Origin of the sequence: Micromonospora trifolii, from assembly GCF_050516465.1 — a bacterium.
Lineage (GTDB): Bacteria > Actinomycetota > Actinomycetes > Mycobacteriales > Micromonosporaceae > Micromonospora > Micromonospora trifolii.
Genome location: NZ_CP191526.1, coordinates 7,029,289 through 7,054,101, shown reverse-complemented (window position 1 = coordinate 7,054,101; position 24,813 = coordinate 7,029,289). Strand labels below are relative to the sequence as shown.

The following is a 24,813-nucleotide window of genomic DNA, read 5'->3' as shown; positions in this document are numbered from 1 at the left end:
GAACTGGCGGGCCTGTGGGGAACAACACTCAGGGGGTAAAGCCTACGCCGGGGCGCGGGGCCGACGCTGACTGCGACCCGACGGTACGCCGACTTGTCATCGTCATCGAGTACGGCCCGCAGGGGCGTATCGTTCGCGCCGATGGCCGACAACATTGCCCGGGTGTTCGCCGACGCGATCGCGACCGACCCGACCCGACCGCTGCTCACCTGGTACGACGACGCCACCGGCGACCGCACCGAACTCTCCGGCGTCACCTTGGCCAACTGGGTGGCGAAGACCGCCAACCTCCTCGTCGACGAGGTCGGCCTCGCGCCGGGCACCCCGGCCGGCGTGCTGCTGCCGCCACACTGGCAGACCGCGGCGGTGCTGCTGGGCTGCTGGTCGACCAAGCTGAGCGTCGTCGACACGCCGGGCGACGTGGGGGTGCTCTTCGCCGCCGCCGACCAGTTCGACGAGGCGCAGTCCTGGTCCGCCGACGAGCGGTACGCCCTCGGGTTGGCCCCGCTCGCCGCCCCGCTTCGGCAGGTGCCACCCGGGTTCGCCGACTACGTCGTCGAGGTACGCGGACACGGTGACCACTTCACGCCGCAATCCGGCGCGGGCCCCACCGACGCGCACCTGCTGGGCCGCGCCGAGGCCCGCGCCACCGAGTTGGGCATCGAGCCCGGCGCGCGAATCTTCGTGGACGCCACCCGCTACCCCGACCCGGTCGACTGGCTGCTGGCCCCGCTGACCCGGGCCGCCACCGTGGTCCTCAACGCCAACCCAGACCCGGCCCGCCGAGCCGCCAGGCTGACCACGGAGAAAGTCACACACCCCCTCCCGTAACCGGCCCGCCGCACCCTGGTCCGCCTAGGGGTCGATCATGGAGTCGTGGTGGGCAGTTGATACGCCGATGCCCGTTCTGTGGGGCACCACAACTCCATGATCGACGCGAGCCGAGGGCAAGATCGCGGGGGAAGGGGTCAGGGCTTCGCGCGGCGTTGGGCCAGGGCGGCGAAGGCGGTCAGGGACTCGGGGTTGACCAGGGCGCCCTTCGCCGCGGCCTGGTCGACCGGCGTGCCGGTGAGGATCTTCTTGACCGGCACCTCCAGCTTCTTCGCCGAGAGGGTACGGGGCACCGAACGCACCTGATGGATCTCGTCGGGCACGTGCCGGGGTGAGAGCGCCGTGCGCAGTTCACGGCAGATCTTCGCGCGCATCGGGTCGTCCAACTCCAGACCCTCGGCCAGCACCACGAAGAGCAGCAGCTCACCCGCGCCGCCCTCGTCGTCCTCCAGGTGCACGACGACCGAGTCGAGCACCTCGTCGAGCCCTTCCACGACCGAGTAGAACTCGGCGGTGCCGAGCCGCACCCCACCGCGGTTCAGCGTGGCGTCGGAGCGGCCGGTGATCACGCAGCCACCCCGCTCGTTGATGGTGATCCAGTCGCCGTGCCGCCAGACGCCCGGGTAGACGCCGAAGTACGCCTCCGCGTAGCGGGTGCCGTCCCTGTCGTTCCAGAAGCCCACCGGCATGCTCGGCATCGGTTCGGTGATCACCAGCTCGCCGAGCTCACCGATGACCGGCGTGCCGTCGGCGGAACGGGCCTCCACCTTGGCGCCCAACGCCCGGCAGGCGATCTCACCGGCGTACACAGGCAGCAGCGGCACCCCACCGACGAAACCGGTGCACACGTCGGTGCCGCCGGAGAGCGACTGGAGCTGGAGGTGGTCGCCGACGGTCTCGTACACCCAGCGGAAGCCCTCGGCGGGCAGCGGCGCACCTGTGGAACCCACGCCGCGCAGCGCCGACAGGTCGGCGACCTCCCGGGGGACCAGCCCAGCCTTGCGGCAGGCCAGCAGGTACGGCGCGGAGGTGCCGAAGTACGTGGTGCCGGTCTCCGCCGCCAGCCGCCACAGCCCGCCGAGGTCAGGCTCAGCCGGCCGGCCGGGCTCCGCCCGGACCCCCGGGTTGCCGTCGAAGAGCACGATGGCCGCACCCACTGCCGGGCCGGAGACCAGGAAGTTCCACATCATCCAGCCGGTGGTGGTGAACCAGAAGAACCGGTCGGCCGGGCCCAGGTCGTGGTGCAGGGCGAGCATCTTCAGGTGCTCCAGCAGGATGCCGCCGTGGCCGTGCACGATCGGCTTCGGCAGCCCGGTGGTGCCCGAGGAGTAGAGCACGTAGAGCGGGTGGTCGAACGGCACCGGCGTGAACGTCAACGGCTCGTCGGTGGGCGCGGCCAGCTCGGCCCAGCCCAGCGCGCCCTCGGGCGCGGGGCCCGTGGGGTCGAGGTAACCGATGCTGACCGTGTGGCGCAGCGACGGCAGGGCGGCCCGGATCGCGGCAACCTCGGCACGCCGGTCCACCGGCTTGTCGCCGTACCGGTAGCCGTCGACGGCGACCAGCACCGTCGGTTCGATCTGCTGCCAACGGTCGGTGACGCTGCGGGTGCCGAACTCGGGCGCGCAGGACGAGAAGATCGCGCCCAGGCTGGCGCTGGCCAGCAGCAGGACGTACGTCTCAGCGATGTTCGGGGCGTACGCCGCCACCCGGTCGCCGGCGGTGACGCCGAGCCGGCGCAGCCCGGCCGACACCCGGCGGACCTGCTCGCGCAGCTCACCGGCGGTCAGCGTGACCGGCACCCGGGTCTGCCCGTGGGAGATCACCACCGGGTCGTCGTCGGCCCGCCCCGGCATCCGCAGCACGTTCTCCGCGTAGTTGAGCGTGGCGTCGGGGAACCAACGGGCGCCGGGCATCCCCCGCTCGGCCAGGGTGGCGGTCGGCGGGGTGTGCGCGATCACCTCGAAGTGGTCCCAGATCGAGCGCCAGAACCCGTCCAGATCGGTGGTGGACCAGCGCCACAGCGCGTCGTAGTCGGCGAAGTCCAGCCCGCGGTGCTCCCGCAGCCAGCGCAGGTAGGCGCCGATCCGGGACCGCTCACGTACGTCCGCCGGCGGCGTCCACAGCATGTCACCCACTGCTCCACCCTCCCCCTGGCCCGACACGACACTGTGACTGGGCCGTGGCGCCATCTTGCCCTACCTCGAAGCGCCATTCTGCGCACCGGGTAGGCCAACCGACGCGTGCCCGTCCCACACTCCAACCCGGCACCTCATGTGGGTCAGCCGGCGCGGTGGGCCTGGATGGCGCGGCGGCGGGCCAGCCGGTGCGCTCGGCGGATCTCCGCCTCCTTGTACCGGCGCTCGTCCTCCGCCGTCTCCGGCAGCACCGGGCGGACCGCCCGCGGCGCCCCACCCACGTCCACCCCGACGAACACCAGGTACGCGGTGGCCACCCGGACCGGCGCGTCCTCGGCCGAGTCCCACCGTTCGGCCACCACCCGCACGCCCACCTCCATCGAGGTCTGGCCGGTCCAGTTCACCTGGGCGTGCGCGTGCACCAGGTCGCCGACCCGGACCGCCTCGGAGAAGACGATCTCGTCGATCGCCGCGGTCACCGCGGTGCCGCCGCTGTGTCGGGCGGCAGCGGCCCCGGCCACGTCGTCGACGAACTTCATCAGAACCCCGCCGTGCACGGTGCCGTAGAGGTTGACGTCCACCGCGGTCATGATCTTGCTGAGAGTGACGCGCGAGTACGACGTCGGCTTGCCGGTTGGAGCGGCGGAGAGGTGCTCAGTCATGTCGAAAACGGTACGGTGCGCGGATGCGACATCTCTGGAGCTTCCTCGCCGGGCTGGTGGTGGCGCCCATCACCTGGGTGCTGGTCACACTGGGGCAGGACGGGTCGAGCCGGACGGTCGACCGCTGGGTGGAGATCGGCACGTTCAACACCGCCAACCTGATCGAGCCGGCCGTGTACCTCGGTGTCGGCGGTGTCCTGCTGGGCCTGCTCGGCACGCTGCGCTTCTCGCCGCTGGGCCCGATGGTGGCCGGAGCGCTGCTGGTCACCCCGTACATCGGGATGTTCGTGGCGCCCTTCTCGGTGCGGGACGCGATCCCGCACGAGTGGAAGGTGTTCGGCGATCCTCTGCCGCTGCGACTGCCCGTGGAGAACGGCACGCTCTTCCTGCTCGGCCTGCTGCTGCTGATGGCGACCTTCAGCCAACAACGTTGGCGGCAGTGGCCGAGCCCGGCGACCGAACCGGCCGCGGCACCCACCCCCGTGTCGGACGGAGGCCCCCGCAACGACGACTTCACGTTGACCGACTGGCCGGCCCCCGCGCCCGCGGAGCGCGACACCGCGCCCCTCACTCTGGGTTACCCGGCGGACTCGACAGCGACCGAGCCGCTGCCCCGCCGGGTGGGTGGCGAATCACCCTGGTCCGCCCCACCGCGCGGTCAACCGCGCCCCGAGGACACCACCGAGATCCGCTGATCGTCGGGGCGGGCCGGTCCACCGGCCCGCCCCTTTCGTCTCTTCCGGGCTAGTGCAGCGCGACCGCCAGGTCCCTGTCGACAGTGCCGAGGCTGGCGCGGGGAACGACGAGGACCATGACGATCAACGCGGCGGCCATGCCGCCCGCGATGACGATCGCCATCGGTACGCTCCCGGTGCCGAACAGACCGGCCAGTGGCGCCGACACCGCGCCGATGCCGAACTGCACCGCGCCGAGCAGCGCCGCGGCGGTGCCAGCGGCCTCGCTGTGCCGGCTCATGGCCAGCGCCGGCGCGTTGGGCAGGGCCAGGCCGGCCGCGGCCAGGACCAGCCACAGTGACGCGAGCAGGGTGCCCAGGCCACCGATGCCGGTCGCCGCGAACATGACCAGCAGGAGGCCGGCCGCCGTGCCGGCGATCAGTGCGCTGACCAGGATCTGCTGCGGGGTGTAGCGGCGCAGCAGCCGCACGTTGAACTGGGTGGCCCCGATCAGGCCCACAGCGCCGGCCCCGAAAGCGATGCCGAACTGCTGCTCGTCGAGGCCGTACTCCTGCTGGAGCACGAACGACGAACCCGAGACGTACGCGAACAGGGCCGCCATCGCCAGCCCGGCGACGAGCACCAGGCCGACGAACGCACGGTCGTTGACCAGCCCCCGGTAGTCGCGCAGGGTGGCGCGCACCCCGCCGTGCCGCCGACGCGCCACCGGAAGGGTCTCCGGGAGCCGGAACGCGGCCACGACGATCAGCAGCGCCCCCAGCACCGCCAGCGCCGCGAAGACGCCCCGCCAGTCGGTCCAGCTCAGCAGGCCACTGCCCAGCGTCGGCGCGAGGATGGGCGCGAGACCCATGACGAGCATCAGCCGGGAGAAGATCCGGGCGAAGGAGGCCCCGCTGAACAGGTCGCGGACCACCGCGGTCGCGACCACTGTGGCGGCGGCGACGCCGAGCCCCTGGAGTACGCGCAGGCCGCCGAGCACCGTGATGTTGGGCGCGAAGACGCACAGGACGGAGGCCACGATGTGCGCGGCCAACCCGGCCAGCAGCGGCACCCGCCGCCCGACCACGTCGGAGAGCGGCCCGATCAACAGCTGGCCCAGCGCGAGGCCGACGAGCGTGCCGGTCAGCGTCAACTGCACAGCGGTCTCGGTGGTCTGCAGGCCCGCCGTGATGGCGGGTAGCGCGGGCAGGTACATGTCGATGGTCAACGGCCCGATCGCGATCAACGCGCCCAGCACGAGGACGAGTTGCGCCCGCTGACGGTTGGTCATCAGGTCGCCGGGCAGCACCTCTTGCGCGACGGCGGTATCGCGTCCGGTCTTCTCCACCAACTGCTTCATCATCTCGATCTCTCTGCGGGGCGCGTCGTCACGAGCGGCGGCGCGGGGCGTCACCGGACCGCGTGGACGTGGCGGCACGGTGTGGGATGCCCGAGGTGGGCAGCGTGGACGTGACGAGGCAGGGGTCGTGGCGGGGGCGGCCGGGTAGGGCGATGATCCGAGGGTGATCCTCTCGCTCGGCAACACCTCGGTGGCGGATGACGTTCCCGGTGTGTGGGGAGTCACCCCGCCCCGTCCAGCCGGGCCTGATGTGACCGGGGTCACATCAGGATCAGAACCGGGGCCGGGGTACGCGTCGTCTTGCCTGGTGTGAAACGAAGTCTGGACGGGCTCGACGAGGGTGAACTCCTTCGCCGCGTCGCCCGGGGCGACCGGCGCGCGTTCGACGCGCTGTACCGGCGTACCGCCCCGTGGTTGACCGCGCGACTGCGTCGGCGCTGCGCCGACGAGGACGTGGTGGCCGAGGTGTTGCAGGAGACGTACCTGGCGGTCTGGCGGTCGGCCGGCAGCCAGGCGCAGTCCTCCACCTCCGGCAGCGCGGTGGGCTGGTTGTGGACGATCGCCGCGCACCGGCTCATCGACGCGTTCCGCCACCGGGCCCGACGGGAGCGGATCCCGTCGGTGCAGACCTTCGAGACCGTGGCCCCGGCGGCCGAGGACGAGGCACTGGCCGGCGGGATGGACGCCAACCTGGAACGTGCCCTGCACGAACTACCGGCGGAACTCCGTCAGGTGCTGCGCTCGATGGTCCTCGACGGGTTGACCGCGCGGGAGACCGCCCTGCTGCTCGGCATGCCGGAGGGGACCGTGAAGACCCGGGCCCGGCGGGCCCGAATCGCCCTCCGGGAGGCGCTGTCATGACCACTCACCCGTCGCCCACCCTCATCTCCCAGTACGCCTCCGGCGGCACCGGCGTCGACGACACGGCCATCTGGGCGGTCGAGGCGCACCTGGAGACCTGCGCCGCCTGCCGAGCGGTGCTGACGGACGCCGTCGACCCGGGCACCCGGGACCTGCTGGACCGGGTGGCCAACGAGATCGCCACCGGAATCGCCACCGGTCCGGGTCCGGTACGCCGGCACCGGCTGCTGCGCACCGGGGTCGCCGCCCGGGTGCTGCCCTGGCTGGTCACCGCCACCGGGTTGATGCTGGCCGCGGCCCTGTTCGAGTGGACGTTCACCAGCCTGCCGTCGCTGGTGCTGCTGATCGCGCCGGTGGCGCCGCTGCTGCCGGTGGCGGCGGTCTGGAGCCGGCGCCTCGACCCGGCCTGGGAGCTGACGGCCACCATGCCCCGCACCGGCCTGCCGCTGCTGATGCGCCGCACGTTGGGGGTGCTGTCGGCGGTCATACCGGTGCTGGCGGTGGCGGGCTGGGTCACCGGGCACTCCCCCGGCCTCTGGTTGCTGCCCGCCCTGGGGTTCACCGCCGGCGCGTTGGCGCTGGGCGCGGTGGTGGGGGTCGACCGCGCGGCACTCGCGTTGACCGTCGCCTGGTCGGCCGGTGTGGTCGTGCCGAGCCTCGCCGACGGGCGACTTCCGGCGGTCCTCACCGGCGGCAGCCTGCCGGGGTGGGCGCTCGCCACCGTGGCGTTGACGGCCGTCGTGCTCCTCCGAGCCTGGCGGCGGCCGCACGAACCGCATCAGAACCTTCTGCACCGATGACGACATCGAGCCAGCGCCGAATGGAGAGATCATGATGCGTACGGTCAGCGTGGCGGAGACCGCCCCGTCCACCTATGCGTGGGCGGTGCACGCCGAGAAGTTGCAGGTCCGGGCCGGCCGACACCTCGCGGTCAACGAGCTCGACCTGAGGTTGGGCACCGGTGTGCACGGGCTGCTCGGCCCCAACGGCGCCGGAAAGACGACGTTGATACGAGCCCTGGCCACTGTGGTGAAGCCGGCCGGTGGACGGCTGACCCTGCTCGGCGGCGAGGTCACCGGCAACGCCGACCTCCGCCAGGTACGCCGCGGACTGGGCTACCTGCCGCAGCACTTCGGCTTCTACCCGCGCTTCACGGTCCGGGAGTTCGTCGAGTACATCGCCTGGCTCAAGGAGATGCCGAAGGCGGTCATCCCTGGCGCGGTGCAGCGGGCCGTCGAACGGGTGGGTCTGGCGGACCGCGCCGACTCCCGGATGAAGACGCTGTCCGGCGGGATGCTGCGCCGCGCCGGCATCGCCCAGGCGATCGTCAACGACCCGGCGGTGCTGCTGCTCGACGAACCGACGGTCGGCCTGGACCCGGAGCAGCGCCTCGACTTCCGCGAACTGCTGCGGGAGATCGGCCTGGACAGCTGCGTACTCGTCTCCACCCACCTGGTCGAGGACGTCGCGGTGGCCTGCTCCGACGTGGTGCTGATCAGTGAGGGCCGGCTCGTGTGGCAGGGCACCACCGGGCAGCTCACCGAGCAGGGCGGGGCCGGCGACGCCGGTGACAGCGCCACCGAGCGTGGCTACTCGTCGCTGCTGCGCGCCTACCGTGAGCGGGTGTCGGCATGACGGGACGCATCCTCCGCATCGAACTGCGCCGCTCGGCGGCGCTGGGCACCGCCCTGTTGTTGCTGGTGACCGGCGCGGCGTTGCTGCTGTCGTCCACCCAGTTCTTCGCGGGGCGGTGGATGCAGCTGGCGGTGATGGCCCGGTCGCTGCTGATGGTGCTGCTGCCGCTCGCGCTGGCCGGTGGGGCGTGGATGGGCCGGCGCGACGCGCGCCACCGGGTCGACGAGTTGTTCGCCAGCACCGTCCGGCCGCGGTGGCAGCGCGTCGTCCCGACCGCCGGCGCTCTCGCGGTCTCGGTGGTGACCGCGTACCTCCTGGTCTTTCTCATCGCGGCCGGATGGGTGGTGCCCACGTCGAATTACTTCCCGAGCGCGACGATCGTCGTCCTCGCGGTCGGCGTTCCGGCGCTGATCGCCGCGGGTTGGCTGGGCATGGCCGCCGGCCGGGCCGTGCCCCGCGTTATCACTGCGCCGGTCCTCGCCGTGGTCGGCTTCGTCCTGGTGGGGCTGGCGCCGGAGTTGGCCATGGCACCCGACACGGGCGCGGAGATCGCGCAGTTCCGGCCGGAACCGGCAGCGGTGCTGCTCCTACCGACGATCACCGGTCTGGACGACTTCCAGACGATCGCGACGCGGGTCAGCGTTCTCCAGGCGCTGTGGCTGGTGTCCCTCGCCGCGACCGGCCTGCTGTTGCTGGGCGCGGTCCGTCGCCGCGCGATCGCGTTCGCCGTGCTCCCGGCGTTGCTCGGCGTCGCGGTCGCCCTACCGCTCCTGCCCGTCGGCGGAGCCCGCGGGGCGGCGGTCGTCGACCCGGTCGCCATCGAGCTGGTCTGCGACAACGACGGCCCGCAGGTCTGCGTGACGCGGGCGCACGCCGGGCTGCTGCCCGCCGTCGTCGGCCCCGCCCGAGAGGCGCTCGGCATGATGGCGGCGAAGCTGCCCAACGCACCCGTCCGAGCGGTGGAGACCCAACAGGTCACCTACTGGGCGCGGCTGGACCGGGACACGGCACCGGCCCGGCACTCCGCCGACACGATCGTCTTCGACACCCCCACCATCGACCGCGTCGGGCGCGCCGACCTGTCCGGCGACTACTTCCTGCCGTCCCTGCTCGAGGCAGCCTGGCAGCAGGAGTGCGGCGACCAGTCGGTTCGGGGCGACGTGTACCGGGCCCGGATGGTCGCCGCCGCCTGGCTGACCGGTCGACCACCGGTCCCGCAGACCGGATGGGCAGCAGAGGAGATGGCGCTGCTGGAGAGCGCGTACCAGGCGCTGGTGAGCCTGCCGGAGGTCGAGCAACGACGTCGGATGGCAGCGGTACGCGAGGGCGTACTGGCCTGCCGGGACGACGAACTGGTGGCGATCCTGCCGGGGGATCAGCCGTGAGGTGGCTTCAGCTTCACCTGCGCTCCCGCCGGGTGCCCCTCGCCCTGACCACCGCGACCGCGTTGATCGCGCTGACCTGGGCGCTGTCGCTGGCCTACACCGACTCGACGACCATCAGCGCCCGGACGGCCAGCCTCGCCATCATGCTGGCGGTGGTCGCGGTCGGCACCACCCTCAGCGGCGCCGACGACGCCCTCGACCACACGATGGCGGTCAACTGGCCGGTACGCCGCGCCGGGCACCTGCTGCTCGCCGCCGCCGCGATCATCGTGCTGCTGTCCCTCAGCATGATCACCGACACGCGCTACGAGCCGTTCGCCCTCATGCTGCGCAACACCGCGGGGCTGCTCGGGCTCACCGCGCTCGGCGCCACGGTGCTGGGCGCCGCCCTGGCCTGGATCGCCCCGCTGACCTGGACCCTCATCGCGGTGCTGCCAATGATGGGGCCCAGCCAGGATCTGAAGATGCAGGTCGCCGGCTGGCTGATCCAACCCGCCGGGACCACCGCCGCCACCGCCTGCGCCGCCGTCCTGGCGGTGACCGGTCTGCTCGCGTACGCCCTGCGGGGTTGCCCCGTGCGGCCGGTGAGCGAGACCGCGCCCGACCGGTGACGGACGCTCCGGTGCTCCGGGATCCCGGAGCACCGGAAACCGTCCTAGACGTCGGCCAGCAGCTGCCGCGCCATGACGATCCGCTGCACCTGGTTGGTGCCCTCGTAGATCTGAGTGATCTTGGCGTCCCGCATCATCCGCTCGACCGGGTAGTCCCGCGTGTAGCCGTAGCCGCCGAGCAACTGCACCGCGTCCGTGGTGATCTCCATGGCGGCGTCGGAGGCGAAGCACTTCGCGGCCGCGCCGAAGTAGGTGAGATCCGCGTCGCCACGCTCCGACTTGCCGGCGGCCGCGTACGTAAGCTGCCGGGCCGCCTCGAGCTTCATGCCCATGTCGGCCAGCATGAACTGGATCCCCTGGAACTCGGCGACGGCCTTGCCGAACTGCCGGCGCTCGGCCACGTACCCCTTCGCGTAGTCGAGCGCGCCCTGCGCGATCCCGACGGCCTGGGCGGCGATGGTGACCCGGGTGTGATCCAGGGTCTTCATCGCGGTCGCGAAGCCGGTGCCCTCCGCGCCGATCATCCGGTCGGCCGGGATTCGCACGTTGTCGAGGTAGACCTCGCGGGTGGGCGAGCCCTTGATGCCGAGCTTCTTCTCCGGCGCGCCGAAGCTCACCCCGGCATCGGACTTCTCGACCACGAAGGCCGAGATGCCCCGGGACCGGGCGGACGGGTCGGTGACGGCGAAGACGGTGTAGAACTCGGACACCCCGGCGTTGGTGATCCATCGCTTCACACCATTGAGCACCCAGTGATCCCCGTCACGTACCGCCCTGGTGGTCATCGACGCCGCGTCGCTGCCCGCCTCCGGTTCGGAGAGGCAGTACGAGAACATCGCGTCACCGGCGGCGACCGGCGTCAGGTAACGGCTCTTCAGATCGGCCGAACCGGAAAGCAACAGCGGCATGGTGCCGAGTTTGTTCACCGCCGGGATCAGCGAGGAGGACGCGCAGGCGCGGGCCACCTCTTCGATGACGATGGCGGTGGCCAGCGCGTCCGCGCCCGCGCCGCCGTACTCCTCGGGGATGTGCGGTGCGTGGAAGTCGGCAGCTCGCAGCGCGTCGTAGGACGCCTTGGGAAACTCCCCGGTCTCGTCGGCCTCCGCGGCGTGCGGAGCCACCTTCGCGGCGCAGACCTCTCGCACGGCTTCCCGGATCGCCTGGTGCTCCTCGGGCAACCGGTAGACGTCGAACGACTCCCCTGCGGCCATCTCGGCCCTCCCCTTCACCACTATCATGCGCAGTCTGTGACGACTCCTGACCGCCGACCGCGCAGACTGAAGACTAGCGACTGCAGTTCAGGTGATGTTACCGGCGCGTAGGTATGGGCAAGATGGTGCACCTTACGCGCTCAGCGATGATGGAGATTGAGACAGTGAGCCACCCTCCGGTGCCCTGCCCAGGCGCCGCAGCAGAATGCGACGCGACGATGCGACGCCAGCGCGAGCGGAGAAGACAGGCGTGACGATCCCCTACCCCACCATCCAGCCGACCCCCGCCATCGCCGCGGTGACCCCGCCCTCGGGCGCACCCCGGCCGCGGGTGACGTTCCTAGGGACGGGTTACCTCGGTGCGACGTACGCCATCTGCTACGCCGAACTGGGCTACGAGGTCCTCGGGTTCGACGTCGACGCCGACAAGATCGCGATGCTGAACGCCGGTCAGGTGCCGATCCACGAGCCCGGCCTGGACGAGCTGCTCCGGCGCAACCTCGCCGCCGGCCGCCTCCGGTTCAGCACCGACATCGCCGAGACCGCCGAGTTCGGTGACGTGCACTTCATCTGCGTCGGCACCCCCCAGCGGGCCGACGGCATGGGCGCCGACCTGTCGTACGTCGAGGCGTCGGTCACCAGCCTCGCGCAGCACCTGACCCGCAAGGCGTTGATCGTCGGCAAGTCCACCGTGCCGGTCGGCACCGCCGAGTGGGTCGAGCAGCTCGTCGGGAAGCACACCCCGAACGACCTGGACGTCGAGGTGGCGTGGAGCCCCGAGTTCCTCCAGGAGGGCTTCGCCGTCGACGACGTCCTGCGGCCCAACCGGATCGTGGTCGGCGTCAAGAGCGAGTGGGCCAACGGCATGCTCTACGCCGCGCACAAGGGCGTGTTCGACCTGGCCGCCACGGAGGACCGCGAGGTGCCCCTGGTGGTCACCGACTTCTCCACCGCCGAGCTGGTCAAGGTCGCCGCGAACGCCTTCCTGGCCACCAAGATCTCCTTCATCAACGCGATGGCCGAGGTCTGCGAGGCCTCCGGTGGCGACGTCACCCAGCTGGCCCGCGCGATCGGCTACGACCCGCGGATCGGCAACCGGTTCCTCCAGGCCGGCCTCGGCTTCGGAGGCGCCTGCCTGCCCAAGGACATCCGTGCCTTCCAGGCCCGCGCCCAGGAGCTGGGCGCCGGCGAGGCGCTGCGCTTCCTGCACGAGGTCGACCTGATCAACCTGCGCCGGCGTACCCGGGTGCTCCAGCTCGCCGCGGACCTGCTCGGCCGCCGCTCCGGCCCGGCCGGCCCGGACTTCTCCGGCACCCGGATCGCCGTGCTCGGTGCCACCTTCAAGCCCAACACCGACGACGTCCGCGACGCCCCGGCGCTCGCCGTCGCCGCGCTGCTGCACAAGGCCGGCGCCGACGTGCACGTGTACGACCCGCAGGGCACCGAGAACGCCCGCCGCGCGGTTCCCGAGTTGACCTACGAGAGCAGCATCAACGAGGCGGTCAACGACGCCGACCTGGTCTGCGTCCTCACCGAGTGGGCCGACTTCCGCAACGCCGACCCGGTCGCCCTCGGCGAGTTGGTCAAGGGTCGCAAGGTCGTCGACGGCCGCAACTGCCTCGACGCGGCACTGTGGACCCAGGCGGGCTGGGAGTACCGGGGCATGGGTCGCCCCTGACGAGACACACTCGCCACCGGCCGGTCATCGAGCATCTCGATGGCCGGCCGGTGTCGTTGTTTGCCCCGGACCCGCCGACAAGAGTCGAAATCCGCGCCAGCTTTGGGCATGCTGCGACAGTGGGAGTCCACAGTGCGGGTGGAGGGGTGTCGTGGCGACCTTTCAATGCTCCTCGTGCGGCCGGGAGATCAAGCCGGCCGTCCGATGCCCGCACTGTGGGGCAGATCAACCACAGTGGGTCGAGCACCTGGCCGACATTGAGCGTTCGATCGCGGAGATGAAGGCGCGCGACGCCGCCATCGCCCGCGAGCAGCGGCAGATCGCCGCCAAGATGCAGGCGGCGCTCTTCCAGCGGGACATCCTCGCCCACGCCGGCGAGGAGCGGATCAAACAGGCCACCCGGCCACGCCGGGTGCTGCGCCGTCGCCCCGGCCGGCGGCCACCGACCGCCACCATGGGCGCGCCGCCCCGGGTGCCCCGCCAGGGCACTCCGCCCGCCCCGGAAGATCCGCCGCCGCCCCCGCCCCGGGCCGCCTGGCTGGACGTGGACGACCCGGAGCACCCGCCGGAGGCGTCCTCGCGCGAGGTGCAGAACATCCCGCTCGGGCTGGGCGCGCTGCTGCTCGGTGTGGCCGCGGTGGTCTTCGCCGCGGTGGCCACCAGTTCGATGGACGCGCTGGCCCGGCTCGGCATCCTGCTCCTGGCCACCGTGCTGATGTTGCTCGCCCCACCGGCACTGGCCCGGCGTGGGCTCACCTCGACCGCCGAGACCATCGCCGCGGTCGGCCTGCTGCTGGTGCCGCTCGCCGGCAACGCACTCTGGGCGGTGGAAGGGATCGGCGCCGGCGGCGGCTCCGGCGCGGTCTTCGCCGGGGTGATCTTCGCGGTCACCGCCGCCGTCGCATTCGGGTACGCCCGTTGGACCGGTCTGCGCGCGCCCCGCTTCGCCACCGTGCTGGCCGCGCAGCCGGTGCTGCCCCTGCTGGCGTACGACCAGATCACCGGCCCGGGCGGCTGGGCGCTGGTGCTGGCCCTGGTCGCCCTCGTCAACCTCGGCCTGGCCCGCTCCGGCGTGACCGTCGAGCGCACCGTCCGGCAGGACCTGCCGTCGCCGGGCACGCCGTCCGCGCCCCGCCAACGCGACGCGGAGAGCCGGCCGGAGGGCGACCCGGAGGAGGCCGCCGAGCTGATCGACGCCAGCGCCGGCTCCACCGATCCCCAGCCGACCCGCCCGGTGCCCGGCCTGCGTGAGCTGACCTGGTTGCTGCACGCCCTGGCGGTCGCCGTCTCGCTGGCGTACGCGGTCACCGCTTTGCTGCGGGCAGAGACCGTGCCGACCGCGACCGGCACCGGGGTGGTGCTGCTGCTGGCCGCCATGATCGGGCTGGCTGGCGCGCTGGTGCTGCGTCGCCCGCCGCTGCCCGACGTCGCGGCCGGCATCGTCACCCTGGCCGTGATCGGCTCGCTCAGCCGAATCGCCTCGGTGGCACTCCCCGGCCGGGCGCTGCTGCTGATCGCGGCGGTCATCACGGTGACCGGGCTGGCGGTGCGGGCGGTCCCGGAGGCGGCCCGACGTGGCCCACAGATCGCCTCCGCGGTGGCGCTGACCGTCAGTGGTCTGGTGGTCGCCGGCGGCGCGCTACGCGCCGGGGTGGCACCGGTCCGGGCGGCCCTGCCCGCCTGGAACCCCGACCTCAGCCAGTACCCGGGCGAGTTGGCCGCCGCCGTCGGGCCGACCACCTGGCAGCTCGCGGGTGCCGCGTTCCTGCTCACCATCGCGGCGGTGCTGGCCCTGCCCACCGAGATCCGCCGGGAGTTCGCGGTCGCCGGCGCGGCGCTGACCGCGCTCGCCGTCCCGGCCTCGTTCGGTCTCGGCTGGGCGACGGCACCCTGGCCAATGGTGATCACCGCGATCGGCATCGGGGTCATCGGGCTCTCCGCCCGCACCGACCGAGCCGCGGTGGCGCACGCCATCGGGGCGGCCGTGGTCGGCCTGTTCGGCGCGGGCGCCAGCCTGGCCAGCCCCACACTCACGGCCGCGGTCCTGATCACCCTGTTCGTGGCCGGCACGCTGGTCGCGCTGGCGCCCCGGATCCGGATCGCCTCGGCCGCCTCCGACACGGTCACCGCCTGGGCCGCCGGCGGCGCCGCGTTCGCGCTGCCCGGGGCGGTGGCGGCGTTCGTTGCCGCGACCATGCCGAGCGACCCGACCCCCACCCCGGCGAGCCTCCGCGAGGTGACCGTCCCGGTCCTGGCGGCCAGCTTCCTGGCGGTCTGCGTGACCCTCGGCTACGCCGCCGTCGTACAGGTCTCCCAGCGCCACATCCCCGCGCCGCTGTCGGTCGGCACCGGGCTGGGCGCGCTGATGGTCACCGCCGCCGCGTTCGGGGCGCCCGGCGCGACCGTCGCCGACGCCTGGGTCGGCGCGCTCCTGCTGGTCGCGGCGGTGCTGCTCTTCCTGGCCCCCTCCATCGATGCCGGCCGTCGAGCCGACCTCACCCTCGACGGCTCGGATCTGGCCGCCGCGGCGGTCACCACCGCCCTGATCGCCACGCTGGTACGGATCGGGGCGGTGCTCGCCCCGGGCGGGCAACTGGCGGTGGCCGCCGCCCTGCTCCTGGTGGTCGCCGTGGGCGCCCGCAGCATGCCGGAGGAGTGGCGACGCGGTCCGATCCTCGGCCTCACCGTGGGCGGTGTCCTGATCGGCGTCCTCGCCGGCTGGTCGGCGCTGCGCGGTGGGGTCGGCGTGCTGGCCACCCCCGGCCCGATCTGGAGGGGCGACCTGAGCGACTGGCCCGCGGCCCCCGTCGGCGGTGCCACCTGGCAGGCGCCGGTCGCGCTGGCGCTGCTGGCCCTCGCCGCCGGCATCCTGCTCCCGCCGCCGTGGCGCTGGGACGTGTCGGGCGTGGCGGTGGTGCTCGCCACGATCGGCGCACCGGCCGCATTCGATCTGGCCTGGTGGTCGCCGGTCCTGGTCGGCGGAATGGTCGCCACCGTGTTCGGCATGGCCGCGGTGGCCACCGAGGAGGCGCGCGCCGGATTGTCCCGGGCCACCGTGGCCGGTGTCGTCGCGCTGCACGCCGCCGGAGCCGGACTGGTCCGCCCGTGGACCACGGCCCTGGCGCTGGGCAGCATCGCGCTGATCGGCGTGGTGGTGGCCATGCTGGCCCGCGTCCTCGCCGGTCCACAGGTCACCGACATCGAGACCGAGGGGATGCCGCCGCACCTGGCGCAGATCGGCGGCGCGGCGATCGGTGCCGCCCTGCTGGCCCTCCCCGGTGCGGTGGCGGCGTTGTCCGCCGAGTTCGAACACTCCGCACAGGTGGTGCTGACCGCCGCGCTGGCCGCGACCAGCCTCGGCCTGGCCGCCGTAGCCGCGGTCCGCCGGCAGGTGCCGCAATATCTGCCCTGGGTCAGCGTGGCGGTGGTCGGTGGGGCCACCATCAGCGCCCTCGCCGCCATCCCCACCGGCCTGGCCGCCGGCGTCTACGCGGCCGCCGCCGCCCTGCTCGGCGTACTGGCCGAGCTGATCCGCGCAGCCACAGTGCCGCCCACCGGCGCGGCCCAGCCGGTCCGGCGCTGGGCGGTACGACTCGACGGCGCCCTACGGCGGCTGCCGGACGACCCGGAGCGACGGCGGTGGCGGGTCAACCCGGCCGCGGGTGCGTTGGCCGCAGCGGCGCTTCCGACCGCCCTGGCACTCGCCTCGATCGCACCCGCGCTGGTCACCGCCCTGGTCGAGCCGCACCGCACGCTGACCCGGATCTGGCAGGGCCCGCCGCCGGAGCTGCTCACCCCACCACCGGACGTGGTCAACCCGACCCACGTGCTGACGGCGTTGCTACTCACCGCGACCGCCGCGCTGGCCGCCACCGGGTTCAGCGGCGGGCGGCGGTCCCGGGCCGTACCGGTGGTGCTGCCCGGGGCGGCCGTCACGCTGCTGATCGCACCCATCGCGCTGGGCCAGGGCTGGCCCGCCAGCACCGTCGCCGCGCTTTCCGTCTTCACCATCGCGATGCTCGGCCTCGCACTGGCCCCACCGCCGCCGCTGGTCGAGCGGGCCCGCTCGCTGCGGCTGGCCCGGGTGCTGGTGTTCGCCATCGGTCTGGCCGGTGGCAGCGCCGGGCTCGCCGGCAGCCTGGCCGACCGGCAGATGACCCTGCTCACCCTCGGCAGCGCGGTCGGGGTAGGCGCGGTGGCGGCGCTGTTCGGCACCACCCAGCGGGCGCGCATCCTCGGCTGGCTCTTCGCCTCACTCATGGCGCAGCTCTTCGTGCTCACCGCCGGCCTGGTCGCCGGGCTGGCGGCGGTCTGGTCCGCGTTCGGGGTGCTCGCCGTCGGCGCGGTCCTACAGGTGCTCGCCGCGACCCTGCCCCGGCTGCGCCGTCCCGAGGCGCAGCGGGAAGCCTCCACTGTGGAATGGACTGGGTACGCTGCCGCGCTGATCGCGTTGGCCCTCGCCTTCGACTCGCCCCGCCACATCGCCGCCCTGCTGGCCGCCTGGGGCGCTGTCCTCGGAGTGGCGGCGACCCGACCCGGCCGCCGGCCGGTGGAACGCCGGATCCTGTTCTGGGCGGTGGTGGTCTGTGAGATCACCGCGTGGTGGATCCTGATGCGAGTCGCCGACGTGGCGTTGCCCGAGGCGTACACGCTGCCGTTCGCCGTGCTGGCCCTCCTCGTCGGAGTTCTGGAGCTGCGCCACCGACCCGACATGAGCAGTTGGGTGGCGTACGGGCCGGCGCTGGTCACGGCCTTCGTGCCGACGCTGGCGATCGTGCTGGCCACCGAGTCCAGCACGGTGCGGCAGATGCTCCTGCTGCTCGGCGCGGTCGCGGTGCTGATCTTCGGGTCGTCCAGTCGGCAGCAGGCGCCGGTGATCGTCGGCGCGTCGGTCACCGCGATCACGGCGATCCACGCCCTGTTCAGCCTGGGCCCGTGGCTGGCGCTGATCCCGGTGGGCATCCTGCTGTTGGTGCTCGGCGCGAGCAACGAGCGCCGCCGCCGCGCCCAGGAACGCCTACAGACCGCCCTGCGCGGCATGAGATAAAACGGAGGGTCACTGCGGCGTGGGTGAGTGGGGGCGGTGAGTGGGCCGGGTTCGCGGGCCGGCGCCGGGTGCCGGCTACCGGGTGCGTCGATCATGGAGTTGTGGTGGGGTACAAAAGGTAAGAAGCACCCTCTTCCGGGCACCACAGATGCATGATCGACCCCGTTGAGGGGGCCCGGGTGGGCTACTGCAGGGTGGCTTGGAGGGCCGCTTCCTTTGTTGCTACCAGCTTTTCCAGGTCCTGCTGGTAGGTCGTCATCTTGGCGCGCAGGCCCTCGTCGGCGGCACCGAGGATCCGTACGGCGAGCAGGCCGGCGTTGCGGGCGTTGCCGATCGACACGGTGGCGACCGGGATCCCCGCCGGCATCTGCACGATGGACAGCAGCGAGTCCATGCCGTCGAGGTGCTTCAGCGGCACCGGCACACCGATCACCGGCAGCGGCGTCACCGAGGCCACCATGCCGGGCAGCGCGGCAGCGCCCCCCGCCCCCGCGATGATCACCTTGAGGCCCCGATCGGCGGCGTCGCGCCCGTACTCGATCATGGCGACCGGAGTCCGGTGCGCTGAGATCACCCGGACCTCGTACGCCACGCCGAAGTCGTCCAACACCTCAGCCGCGGCCCGCATGGTCGGCCAGTCCGAGTCGCTGCCCATGATCAAGCCAACCGTGCTCACTGCGGCCCTCTCCTCGTTCCCGAAACCGTCACTCACTCGTGGCCCTCGCGCAGCCAGCGCGCGGCCCGCGCGGCCCGGGCCCGCAGGTCGTCCAGGTCGTCACCGAGCACCGTGACGTGCCCGATCTTGCGGCCGGATCGCACCTGCTTGCCGTACAGGTGCACCTTGGCACCCGGCTCGGCGGCGAAGAGGTGGTGCAACCGCTCGTCGATCGACATCCCGCCCGGCTCACCGCCGAGCACGTTGGCCGACACCACCACCGGGGCGGTCAGCGCGGTGTCACCCATCGGGTAGTCGAGCACGGCACGCAGGTGCTGCTCGAACTGCGAGGTCCGGGAACCCTCGATGGTCCAGTGCCCGGAGTTGTGCGGGCGCATCGCCAGCTCGTTGACCACGATCGCGGGCCGGCCGGCGTCGTCGCGCACCTCGAACAGCTCCACGGCCAGCAGGCCGATCACACCGAGCGCGGTGGCCAGGTCGATGGCGAGCTGCTGAGCGGAGACCGCCAGCTCCTCGTCCAGGCCGGGCGCCGGGGCCAGCACCTCCACGTTGATGCCGTCGCGCTGCACCGTCTCGACCACCGGGTACGCGGCCACCTGACCGAACGGCGAACGGGCCACCTGCACGGCCAACTCCCGCCGCAGCGGCACCCGTTCCTCGACGATCAGCCGGGTGCCGCCAGCGAGCAGCGTGGTCGCCAACTCGGTGGCCTGGGCGGCGTCGTCGACCATCCAGACGCCCCGGCCGTCGTACCCACCCCGGGCCGCCTTGAGCACCACCGGCCAGCCGACCTGCTCGCCGAAGCCCACGAGGTCGGCGGGCTCCCCGACCGGCCGCCAGACCGGGTTGGGCGCACCCAGCTCGGTCAGGCGTTCCCGCATGACCTGCTTGTCCTGGGCGTGCAGCAGCGCGTCCGCCGGCGGGTAGAGGGGCACCCCTTCGGCCGCCAGCGTGCGAATGTGCTCGGAGGGCACGTGCTCGTGGTCGAAGGTGACGACGTCGCAGCCCTTGGCGAAGGTGCGCAGAGCGGCCAGGTCGGTGTGGTCGCCGTACTGGACGTCGGCGGCGACCAGCGCCGCGCCGTCGTCGGGAGCGGTCGCGAGCACACGCAGTGACTGGCCAAGGGCGATCGCGGCCTGGTGGGTCATCCGGGCCAACTGGCCGCCACCCACCATGCCGACAACTGGCAGACCGGTACGGGAATCCATAGCGCGGCCAGCCTATCCGGGCCGCCCACGGGCCCACCGGGAGGGCTGGCGACCCGCCTCGAAAGTGCTGGCGGGACCACCCGACGGGCGGCGCGGGCGACTACCGGGCGTGGCCGTGCGCTCAGCCCAGCTCGGTCACCAGGTCCTCGACCGAGGTGACCGGCCGCTGGCAGACGAAACCCCGGCAGACGTACGCGGCGGACCGCCCCTCGACCAACGGACGGTCGGCGAGCAGCGGCACACCCGGCTGGTCCGGACGCCCGGCGACGACCACCGCTCCGGGCGGGGCGTGCCGTCGAGCCGCGGCCACCAGGGGGTCGCCGGCCGGGTCGTCGGTGACCACGGCGATCTCGTACGGCCCGGAGAGCAACGCCTCGCCGACCATGGCCGCGTACCCGGTGAACCGGGGGTGCTTCCCGACGATCGGCGCGACAGTGCCGAGGGCCGCTTCGGCGGCCTCCCGGTAGCGCGTCTCCCCGGTCAGCGCCGAGTACGCCACCAGCCCGGCGATCAACGCCGACCGGCCGGACGGGGTGGCGTTGTCGGTCGGGTCGGCCGGCCGGGCGACGAGCCGCTCCGCGTCGTCGGCGGTGTCGTAGAAGGCGCCACCGGGCGCGGCGAAGTGCGCCAGGGCGGTGTCCAGCAGCTCGCCGGCCACTGTGAGCCAACGGCCCTCCCCGGTGAGCTGGTGCAACGCGCAGAAGGCCTCGGCCACACAGCCGTAGTCCTCCAGGACACCAGCGGGCTCGCCGACCTTGCCGTTCCGGGAGACCCGGCGCAACCGGCCGTCCACCAGGTGCACGGTGGCCAGGTGCTCGGCGGCCTGGCGCATCGCACCGTCGGCGACGATGGTGACGCCGTCCATCAGGTTGGCATCCGCGTCCTGCGGGGACGCGTAGACGGCGGCGACCTGCTGGAACTCGGCGATGGCGGTGATCGCCAGGCCGTTCCAGGCGGCCACCACCTTGTCGTCGAGGGCCGGCTGCGGGCGGGTGTCCCGGGCGGCGAGCAGCCGCCCGACCACCTGCTGCCAGCGGGCGCGTACCTCGGGCGCGGCATCGTCCACGTCCCTGGCGAGCTTGAGCACGCTCATGCCGTGCTCGAAGGTGCCCTGGTCGGTGACGGTGAACAGGTCGGCGGCGAACCGGCCGTCCTCCTCGCCCAACACCTCGACGAGTTGGGCGGGCGTCCAGGCGTAGGTGAGCCCCTCGACGCCCTCGGTGTCGGCGTCCAGTGCGGACGCGAACCCCTGCCCCGGCCGGTGCAGCTCGTCGGCGAGGAACCGGGCGGTGTCCCGGGCCACCCGGCGGGCCAGCGGGTCACCGGTGAGTCGCCACAGCTGGGTGTAGACCCGCAATAGCAGCGCGTTGTCGTAGAGCATCTTCTCGAAGTGCGGCACCGTCCAGTGCGCGTCCACCGAGTAGCGGGCGAAGCCGCCCGCGAGCTGGTCGTAGATGCCGCCCCGGGCCATCGCCTCGGCGGTGTGCCGGGTGATCTCCAGGCTGCCCGGGTCGCCGGTGCGCTGGTGGTGGCGCAGCAGGAAGAGCAGGTTCATGTGTGGCGGAAACTTCGGTGCGCCGCCGAACCCGCCGTTCGTGGCGTCGTACTCGCTGGCCAGCTTGGCGGCCGCCGCGTCGAGCAGCGGGGCGTCCAGCGGCGCGGTGGGGCCGCCCACGGCCTGCGCGCCGCCGATCGCCTCGACCACGGCGGCGCCCTGGCCCAGCACCGCCTCCCGCTGCTCCCGCCAGGCGGTGGCGACCGACTGGAGCAACTGGACGAAGTTGGGTCGCGGGAAGTAGGTGCCGCAGAAGAACGGGGTGCCGTCCGGGGTGGCGAAGACGGTCATCGGCCAACCGCCCTGGCCGGTCATCGCCTGGGTGGCGGTCATGTAGACCGCGTCCACGTCCGGGCGTTCCTCACGATCCACCTTGATCGACACGAAGTTGTCGTTCATCAGGGCGCCGACCTGCGCGTTCTCGAACGACTCGTGCGCCATGACGTGGCACCAGTGGCAGGCCGCGTAGCCCACCGAGATGAGCACCGGAACGTCCCGCCGCTTCGCCTCGGCGAACGCCTCGTCCGACCAGGGCCACCAGTCGACCGGGTTGTCGGCGTGCTGGAGCAGGTACGGACTGGTGGCGTCGGCGAGTCGGTTCACGTGACGACCATAGCCAGCCCCGGCGCGGACCGCGCGGGCTCCACCCGGACGGTTCAGGACGCGCCGTCGGCGCGAAGCCGGAACACGTTCGACTCTGCCGAGTCGCGCAGCGACCCCAGCACCGCGCCGATCTTGTCAGCCGGCATCGGCTTGAAGAAGTGGTAGCCCTGCGCGGAGGTGCAACCCAACTCGGCCAGGGCCATCCGCTGCTCGGCGGTCTCCACCCCTTCGGCGACCACCCGCAGCCCCAACTCGTGAGCGAGGCCGACGGTCGTTCGGACGATCGCGGCGGCCTCCGGTGAGTCGGCCATCCGGATGACGAAGGAACGGTCCACCTTCAACTCGTCCACGGCGATCCGGGTGAGGAAGGTCAGCGACGAGAAGCCGGTGCCGAAGTCGTCGACCGCGAGTTGCACGCCCATCGACCGGAGCGTCGCCAGCACCTCGTCGATGACCTCCAGCTCGCTCATCACCACCGTCTCGGTGATCTCCAGAACGAGCCGGTGCGGCGGCACCTGATGGCGGCGCAACGCGTCGGCGATCTCCGCCGGCAACCGGGGGTCGAGCAGGCTGCGTGCCGAGAGGTTGACCGAGATCGGGACGTCCAGCCCCTCCCGGGCCCAACTGGCGGCCACACTGAGCGCCTTGTTCAGCACGTAGCGGGTGAAGGTGCCGAGCTGCTCGCTGTTCTCCACCGGCCGGATGAAGTCGGCCGGGTTCAGCCACCCACGCCGGGGGTGCTGCCAACGGATCAGCGCCTCCACCCCGGTGGGCGCGCCCGTGGCCAGGTCGACAGCCGGTTGCAACGCCAGCACCAGCTGATCGTCGACCTTCAACGCCTCACGCAGCTCGGCGAGCAGGGCGAGCTGGTCGGTGCTGGCCGCGTCGCGTGCGCCGTCGTACGCGGCGACGTTGCCGCCGCCCTCCTTGGCCTGGTACATCGCGATGTCGGCCCGACGCAGCAGCTCGGTCAGGTCCGCGGTGCCCGCGGCGGCCACCACCACCCCGACCGAGACCTCGATGGACATCCGTACGCCGGCCACCTCGGTCGGCGCGGCCAGCCGCTCGGCGATCTCGCGGGCCTGACGCAACGCGTGGGCCATCGGGGCGGCCCGGTCGCCGAGCACCGGCACCGCCGTGAGCAGCAGGGCGAACTCGTCGCCGCCGAGTCGGCCGAGCAGGTCGCCGGCGCGGACCAGCGCGTTGAGGCGGTTCGCGGTCAGCCGCAGCAGCTGGTCACCCGCCGCGTGGCCGAGGGTGTCGTTGACTTCCTTGAACTGGTTGATGTCCAACAGCAGCAGCGCCACCGGGTGGTCGTGGCTGAGCTGTCGCAGCGACTGGTCGCCCTTGCTCAGCATCGCCGCGCGGTTGGCGAGCCCGGTGAGCGGGTCGTGCACCGCCTCGTACGACGAACGGGCCGTCACCAGCCGCAGCTCGTGGTGGGTCGCGGCGTCGTGCAGCGCGGCGGCGAGCGCGTCGCCGAACGCGGCCACCGCGTCATGTTCCCGGGCCGTGGGCGGGGCCGAGCGGGGGAACCGCACCCGCAGCCGACCGACTGGCACGGCGCCGACCGACAGCGCCCGGCTCAGCTCGTGCTCGTCCGGCTCCGACTGGTCCGGTGGGCCGGTCTCCCGGTCGACCAGCTGACCGCCGGCGTCGCCCCGGTAGCGGTGCCACCGCCCGTCGGCCCGGGCCACGTCGACGTCCACCAGCTCGGCGTTGAACAGCGTCAGCGCCCCGGTGACGGCGGCGCTGGCCACGCCCCGCTCGTCGAGCTGGTTGAGGGCCGCGGTGGCCTCGGCGAAGGCACGCCAGGTGCGGCGCTCCTGATCGGAGCGCAGCCGGTAACGGTAGGTCTGCTGCAACAGCCACAGCAGCGGCGGCAGCAACAGCAACCAGCGCGGGTCGAGTTCCAGCAGAGCGACCACCACGAGGCCGACCGCCACGTTGCCGACGAACATCAGCAGCTTGCCGCGTAGCGCGGCGAGCAGCGGCGGCCCGATCGGCAGCCCGTGCCGCAGGCCCAGCGTCACGCCACCCAGCCAGGCGGTCACCAGGAGGTACGTCACCGAACCGGCGATCACGGCCAGCGCCAGCATCGGGGTGGGCGGCGAGAGCAGCGGCCGGCCGAGCGCGGTGGTCACGGAGACGGCCAGTGCCGACGCGGCGGCCAGCGACGCGGCGATCCGGACGATCTCCAGGGCCGGACGACGGTCGTTGTGCAGTGACAGCATCGTCCAGGCCAGCCCGGTGCCGAGCAGCGTGGCGGACGGGAGCCAGCCGGCTGGGGTCAGGTAGAGGCAGACGATCAGGGCCGCCTCGCCCCAGGTGATGCTGACCATGCCCGCGGCCGAGCGGAATCGCAGCCGGGCGAGCTGGGCGAGGGCCAGGACGGCGACGGCGATGCCGAAGCGGGCCGGACCACCGAGGGGGTCGTCGGCTGGCAGCCGGACCGGGAGGGTCAAACCGACCGCGGCGGCGGCCAGGGCGGTCAGCGTGACGGCGGCGGTGAGCACGAGCAGCCGGCCCGGTGTGCCACGCACTCCGAGCCGATTGAACGGGTCGTCGGCCGGACCGGAGGTCATCGACCTCCCCCGTCAGCCGACCGACCGACGTCGCGGTGGGCGGCCGGTGCTGTGCTGGTCATCGGCGCCCCCTCCCGCACACGGCTCGGAGACTTT

The 24,813-nt window shown here is 72.7% G+C and carries 17 protein-coding genes; 9 read left to right on the top strand and 8 right to left on the bottom strand.

Features of this window, described 5'->3' with window-relative positions; translation table 11 throughout:
• Positions 1–141: 141 nt before the first annotated feature.
• Positions 142–831 (top strand): TIGR03089 family protein, encoded by a 690-nt coding sequence (locus ACQRWP_RS32920; RefSeq protein WP_430500026.1) that lies wholly within the window; start codon positions 142–144, stop codon positions 829–831.
• Positions 832–968: 137 nt separating this feature from the next.
• Here the strand turns inward: ACQRWP_RS32920 and ACQRWP_RS32915 are convergent, their stop codons facing one another.
• Both ACQRWP_RS32915 and ACQRWP_RS32910 read right to left on the bottom strand, forming a co-directional pair.
• On the bottom strand, positions 969–2,966 hold the full coding sequence (locus ACQRWP_RS32915; protein ID WP_430500025.1) for an acetoacetate--CoA ligase: 1,998 nt from the start codon (positions 2,964–2,966) through the stop codon (positions 969–971).
• Between the two features lie 143 nt (positions 2,967–3,109).
• Positions 3,110–3,628 (bottom strand): acyl-CoA thioesterase, encoded by a 519-nt coding sequence (locus ACQRWP_RS32910; RefSeq protein ID WP_091394150.1) that lies wholly within the window; start codon positions 3,626–3,628, stop codon positions 3,110–3,112.
• A 23-nt stretch (positions 3,629–3,651) separates the two neighbouring features.
• On the opposite strand from ACQRWP_RS32910, the gene ACQRWP_RS32905 reads away from it, so the two are divergent.
• Positions 3,652–4,323, top strand: a complete 672-nt coding sequence (locus ACQRWP_RS32905; RefSeq protein ID WP_430500024.1) for a hypothetical protein — start codon at positions 3,652–3,654, stop codon at positions 4,321–4,323.
• Between the two features lie 49 nt (positions 4,324–4,372).
• Here the strand turns inward: ACQRWP_RS32905 and ACQRWP_RS32900 are convergent, their stop codons facing one another.
• Positions 4,373–5,665 (bottom strand): multidrug effflux MFS transporter, encoded by a 1,293-nt coding sequence (locus tag ACQRWP_RS32900; RefSeq protein WP_430500023.1) that lies wholly within the window; start codon positions 5,663–5,665, stop codon positions 4,373–4,375.
• Positions 5,666–5,971: 306 nt separating this feature from the next.
• Between ACQRWP_RS32900 and ACQRWP_RS32895 the strand changes: the two genes are divergently transcribed.
• The 5 genes from ACQRWP_RS32895 to ACQRWP_RS32875 are packed head-to-tail and all read left to right on the top strand — an operon-like array spanning position 5,972 to position 10,154.
• Complete coding sequence (locus tag ACQRWP_RS32895; protein ID WP_238681790.1) at positions 5,972–6,523, top strand: RNA polymerase sigma factor; 552 nt, start codon at positions 5,972–5,974, stop codon at positions 6,521–6,523.
• Positions 6,520–7,323, top strand: coding sequence for a zf-HC2 domain-containing protein (locus ACQRWP_RS32890; RefSeq protein ID WP_430500022.1), 804 nt, complete (start codon positions 6,520–6,522; stop codon positions 7,321–7,323). The genes ACQRWP_RS32895 and ACQRWP_RS32890 overlap by 4 nt, the downstream gene beginning before the upstream one ends.
• A gap of 34 nt (positions 7,324–7,357) precedes the next feature.
• The gene (locus tag ACQRWP_RS32885) at positions 7,358–8,158 is read left to right on the top strand and encodes an ABC transporter ATP-binding protein (protein WP_430503365.1); all 801 of its coding nucleotides are present in this window, start codon (positions 7,358–7,360) and stop codon (positions 8,156–8,158) included.
• Positions 8,155–9,543 (top strand): hypothetical protein, encoded by a 1,389-nt coding sequence (locus tag ACQRWP_RS32880; protein ID WP_430500021.1) that lies wholly within the window; start codon positions 8,155–8,157, stop codon positions 9,541–9,543. The genes ACQRWP_RS32885 and ACQRWP_RS32880 overlap by 4 nt, the downstream gene beginning before the upstream one ends.
• The gene (locus tag ACQRWP_RS32875; protein WP_430500020.1) at positions 9,540–10,154 is read left to right on the top strand and encodes a hypothetical protein; all 615 of its coding nucleotides are present in this window, start codon (positions 9,540–9,542) and stop codon (positions 10,152–10,154) included. The genes ACQRWP_RS32880 and ACQRWP_RS32875 overlap by 4 nt, the downstream gene beginning before the upstream one ends.
• 44 nt (positions 10,155–10,198) lie before the next feature.
• Here the strand turns inward: ACQRWP_RS32875 and ACQRWP_RS32870 are convergent, their stop codons facing one another.
• Positions 10,199–11,365 carry an acyl-CoA dehydrogenase family protein gene (locus ACQRWP_RS32870; RefSeq protein ID WP_410820340.1) on the bottom strand — a complete coding sequence of 389 codons (1,167 nt, stop codon included), beginning with the start codon at positions 11,363–11,365 and terminating at the stop codon, positions 10,199–10,201.
• Positions 11,366–11,615: 250 nt separating this feature from the next.
• On the opposite strand from ACQRWP_RS32870, the gene ACQRWP_RS32865 reads away from it, so the two are divergent.
• Complete coding sequence (locus ACQRWP_RS32865; protein WP_430500019.1) at positions 11,616–13,043, top strand: UDP-glucose dehydrogenase family protein; 1,428 nt, start codon at positions 11,616–11,618, stop codon at positions 13,041–13,043.
• 151 nt (positions 13,044–13,194) lie between these two features.
• A complete protein-coding gene (locus ACQRWP_RS32860; RefSeq protein WP_430500018.1) occupies positions 13,195–18,090 on the top strand; it encodes an SCO7613 C-terminal domain-containing membrane protein in 4,896 nt (1,631 codons plus the stop codon).
• Positions 18,091–18,274: 184 nt separating this feature from the next.
• Here ACQRWP_RS32860 and purE read toward each other — a convergent pair whose 3' ends face one another.
• From purE to ACQRWP_RS32840, 4 genes are all read right to left on the bottom strand, one after another.
• Positions 18,275–18,766 (bottom strand): 5-(carboxyamino)imidazole ribonucleotide mutase, encoded by a 492-nt coding sequence (gene purE / locus ACQRWP_RS32855; protein ID WP_430500017.1) that lies wholly within the window; start codon positions 18,764–18,766, stop codon positions 18,275–18,277.
• 32 nt (positions 18,767–18,798) lie between these two features.
• Positions 18,799–19,974: a 5-(carboxyamino)imidazole ribonucleotide synthase gene (locus ACQRWP_RS32850; protein ID WP_430500016.1), complete on the bottom strand. Its 1,176-nt coding sequence runs from the start codon at positions 19,972–19,974 to the stop codon at positions 18,799–18,801.
• A 121-nt stretch (positions 19,975–20,095) separates the two neighbouring features.
• Positions 20,096–22,132: a thioredoxin domain-containing protein gene (locus ACQRWP_RS32845; RefSeq protein ID WP_430500015.1), complete on the bottom strand. Its 2,037-nt coding sequence runs from the start codon at positions 22,130–22,132 to the stop codon at positions 20,096–20,098.
• 53 nt (positions 22,133–22,185) lie between these two features.
• Complete coding sequence (locus ACQRWP_RS32840; RefSeq protein ID WP_430500014.1) at positions 22,186–24,717, bottom strand: putative bifunctional diguanylate cyclase/phosphodiesterase; 2,532 nt, start codon at positions 24,715–24,717, stop codon at positions 22,186–22,188.
• Positions 24,718–24,813 lie beyond the last annotated feature (96 nt).

Coding starts and splice junctions, on each gene's coding strand:
- ACQRWP_RS32920 (WP_430500026.1), top strand. CDS start 142: ATGGCCGACAACATTGCCCGGGTGTTCGCCGACGCGATCGCGACCGAC.
- ACQRWP_RS32910 (WP_091394150.1), bottom strand. CDS start 3,628: ATGACTGAGCACCTCTCCGCCGCTCCAACCGGCAAGCCGACGTCGTAC.
- ACQRWP_RS32905 (WP_430500024.1), top strand. CDS start 3,652: ATGCGACATCTCTGGAGCTTCCTCGCCGGGCTGGTGGTGGCGCCCATC.
- ACQRWP_RS32900 (WP_430500023.1), bottom strand. CDS start 5,665: ATGATGAAGCAGTTGGTGGAGAAGACCGGACGCGATACCGCCGTCGCG.
- ACQRWP_RS32890 (WP_430500022.1), top strand. CDS start 6,520: ATGACCACTCACCCGTCGCCCACCCTCATCTCCCAGTACGCCTCCGGC.
- ACQRWP_RS32885 (WP_430503365.1), top strand. CDS start 7,358: ATGCGTACGGTCAGCGTGGCGGAGACCGCCCCGTCCACCTATGCGTGG.
- ACQRWP_RS32880 (WP_430500021.1), top strand. CDS start 8,155: ATGACGGGACGCATCCTCCGCATCGAACTGCGCCGCTCGGCGGCGCTG.
- ACQRWP_RS32870 (WP_410820340.1), bottom strand. CDS start 11,365: ATGGCCGCAGGGGAGTCGTTCGACGTCTACCGGTTGCCCGAGGAGCAC.
- ACQRWP_RS32850 (WP_430500016.1), bottom strand. CDS start 19,974: ATGGATTCCCGTACCGGTCTGCCAGTTGTCGGCATGGTGGGTGGCGGC.
- ACQRWP_RS32840 (WP_430500014.1), bottom strand. CDS start 24,717: ATGACCTCCGGTCCGGCCGACGACCCGTTCAATCGGCTCGGAGTGCGT.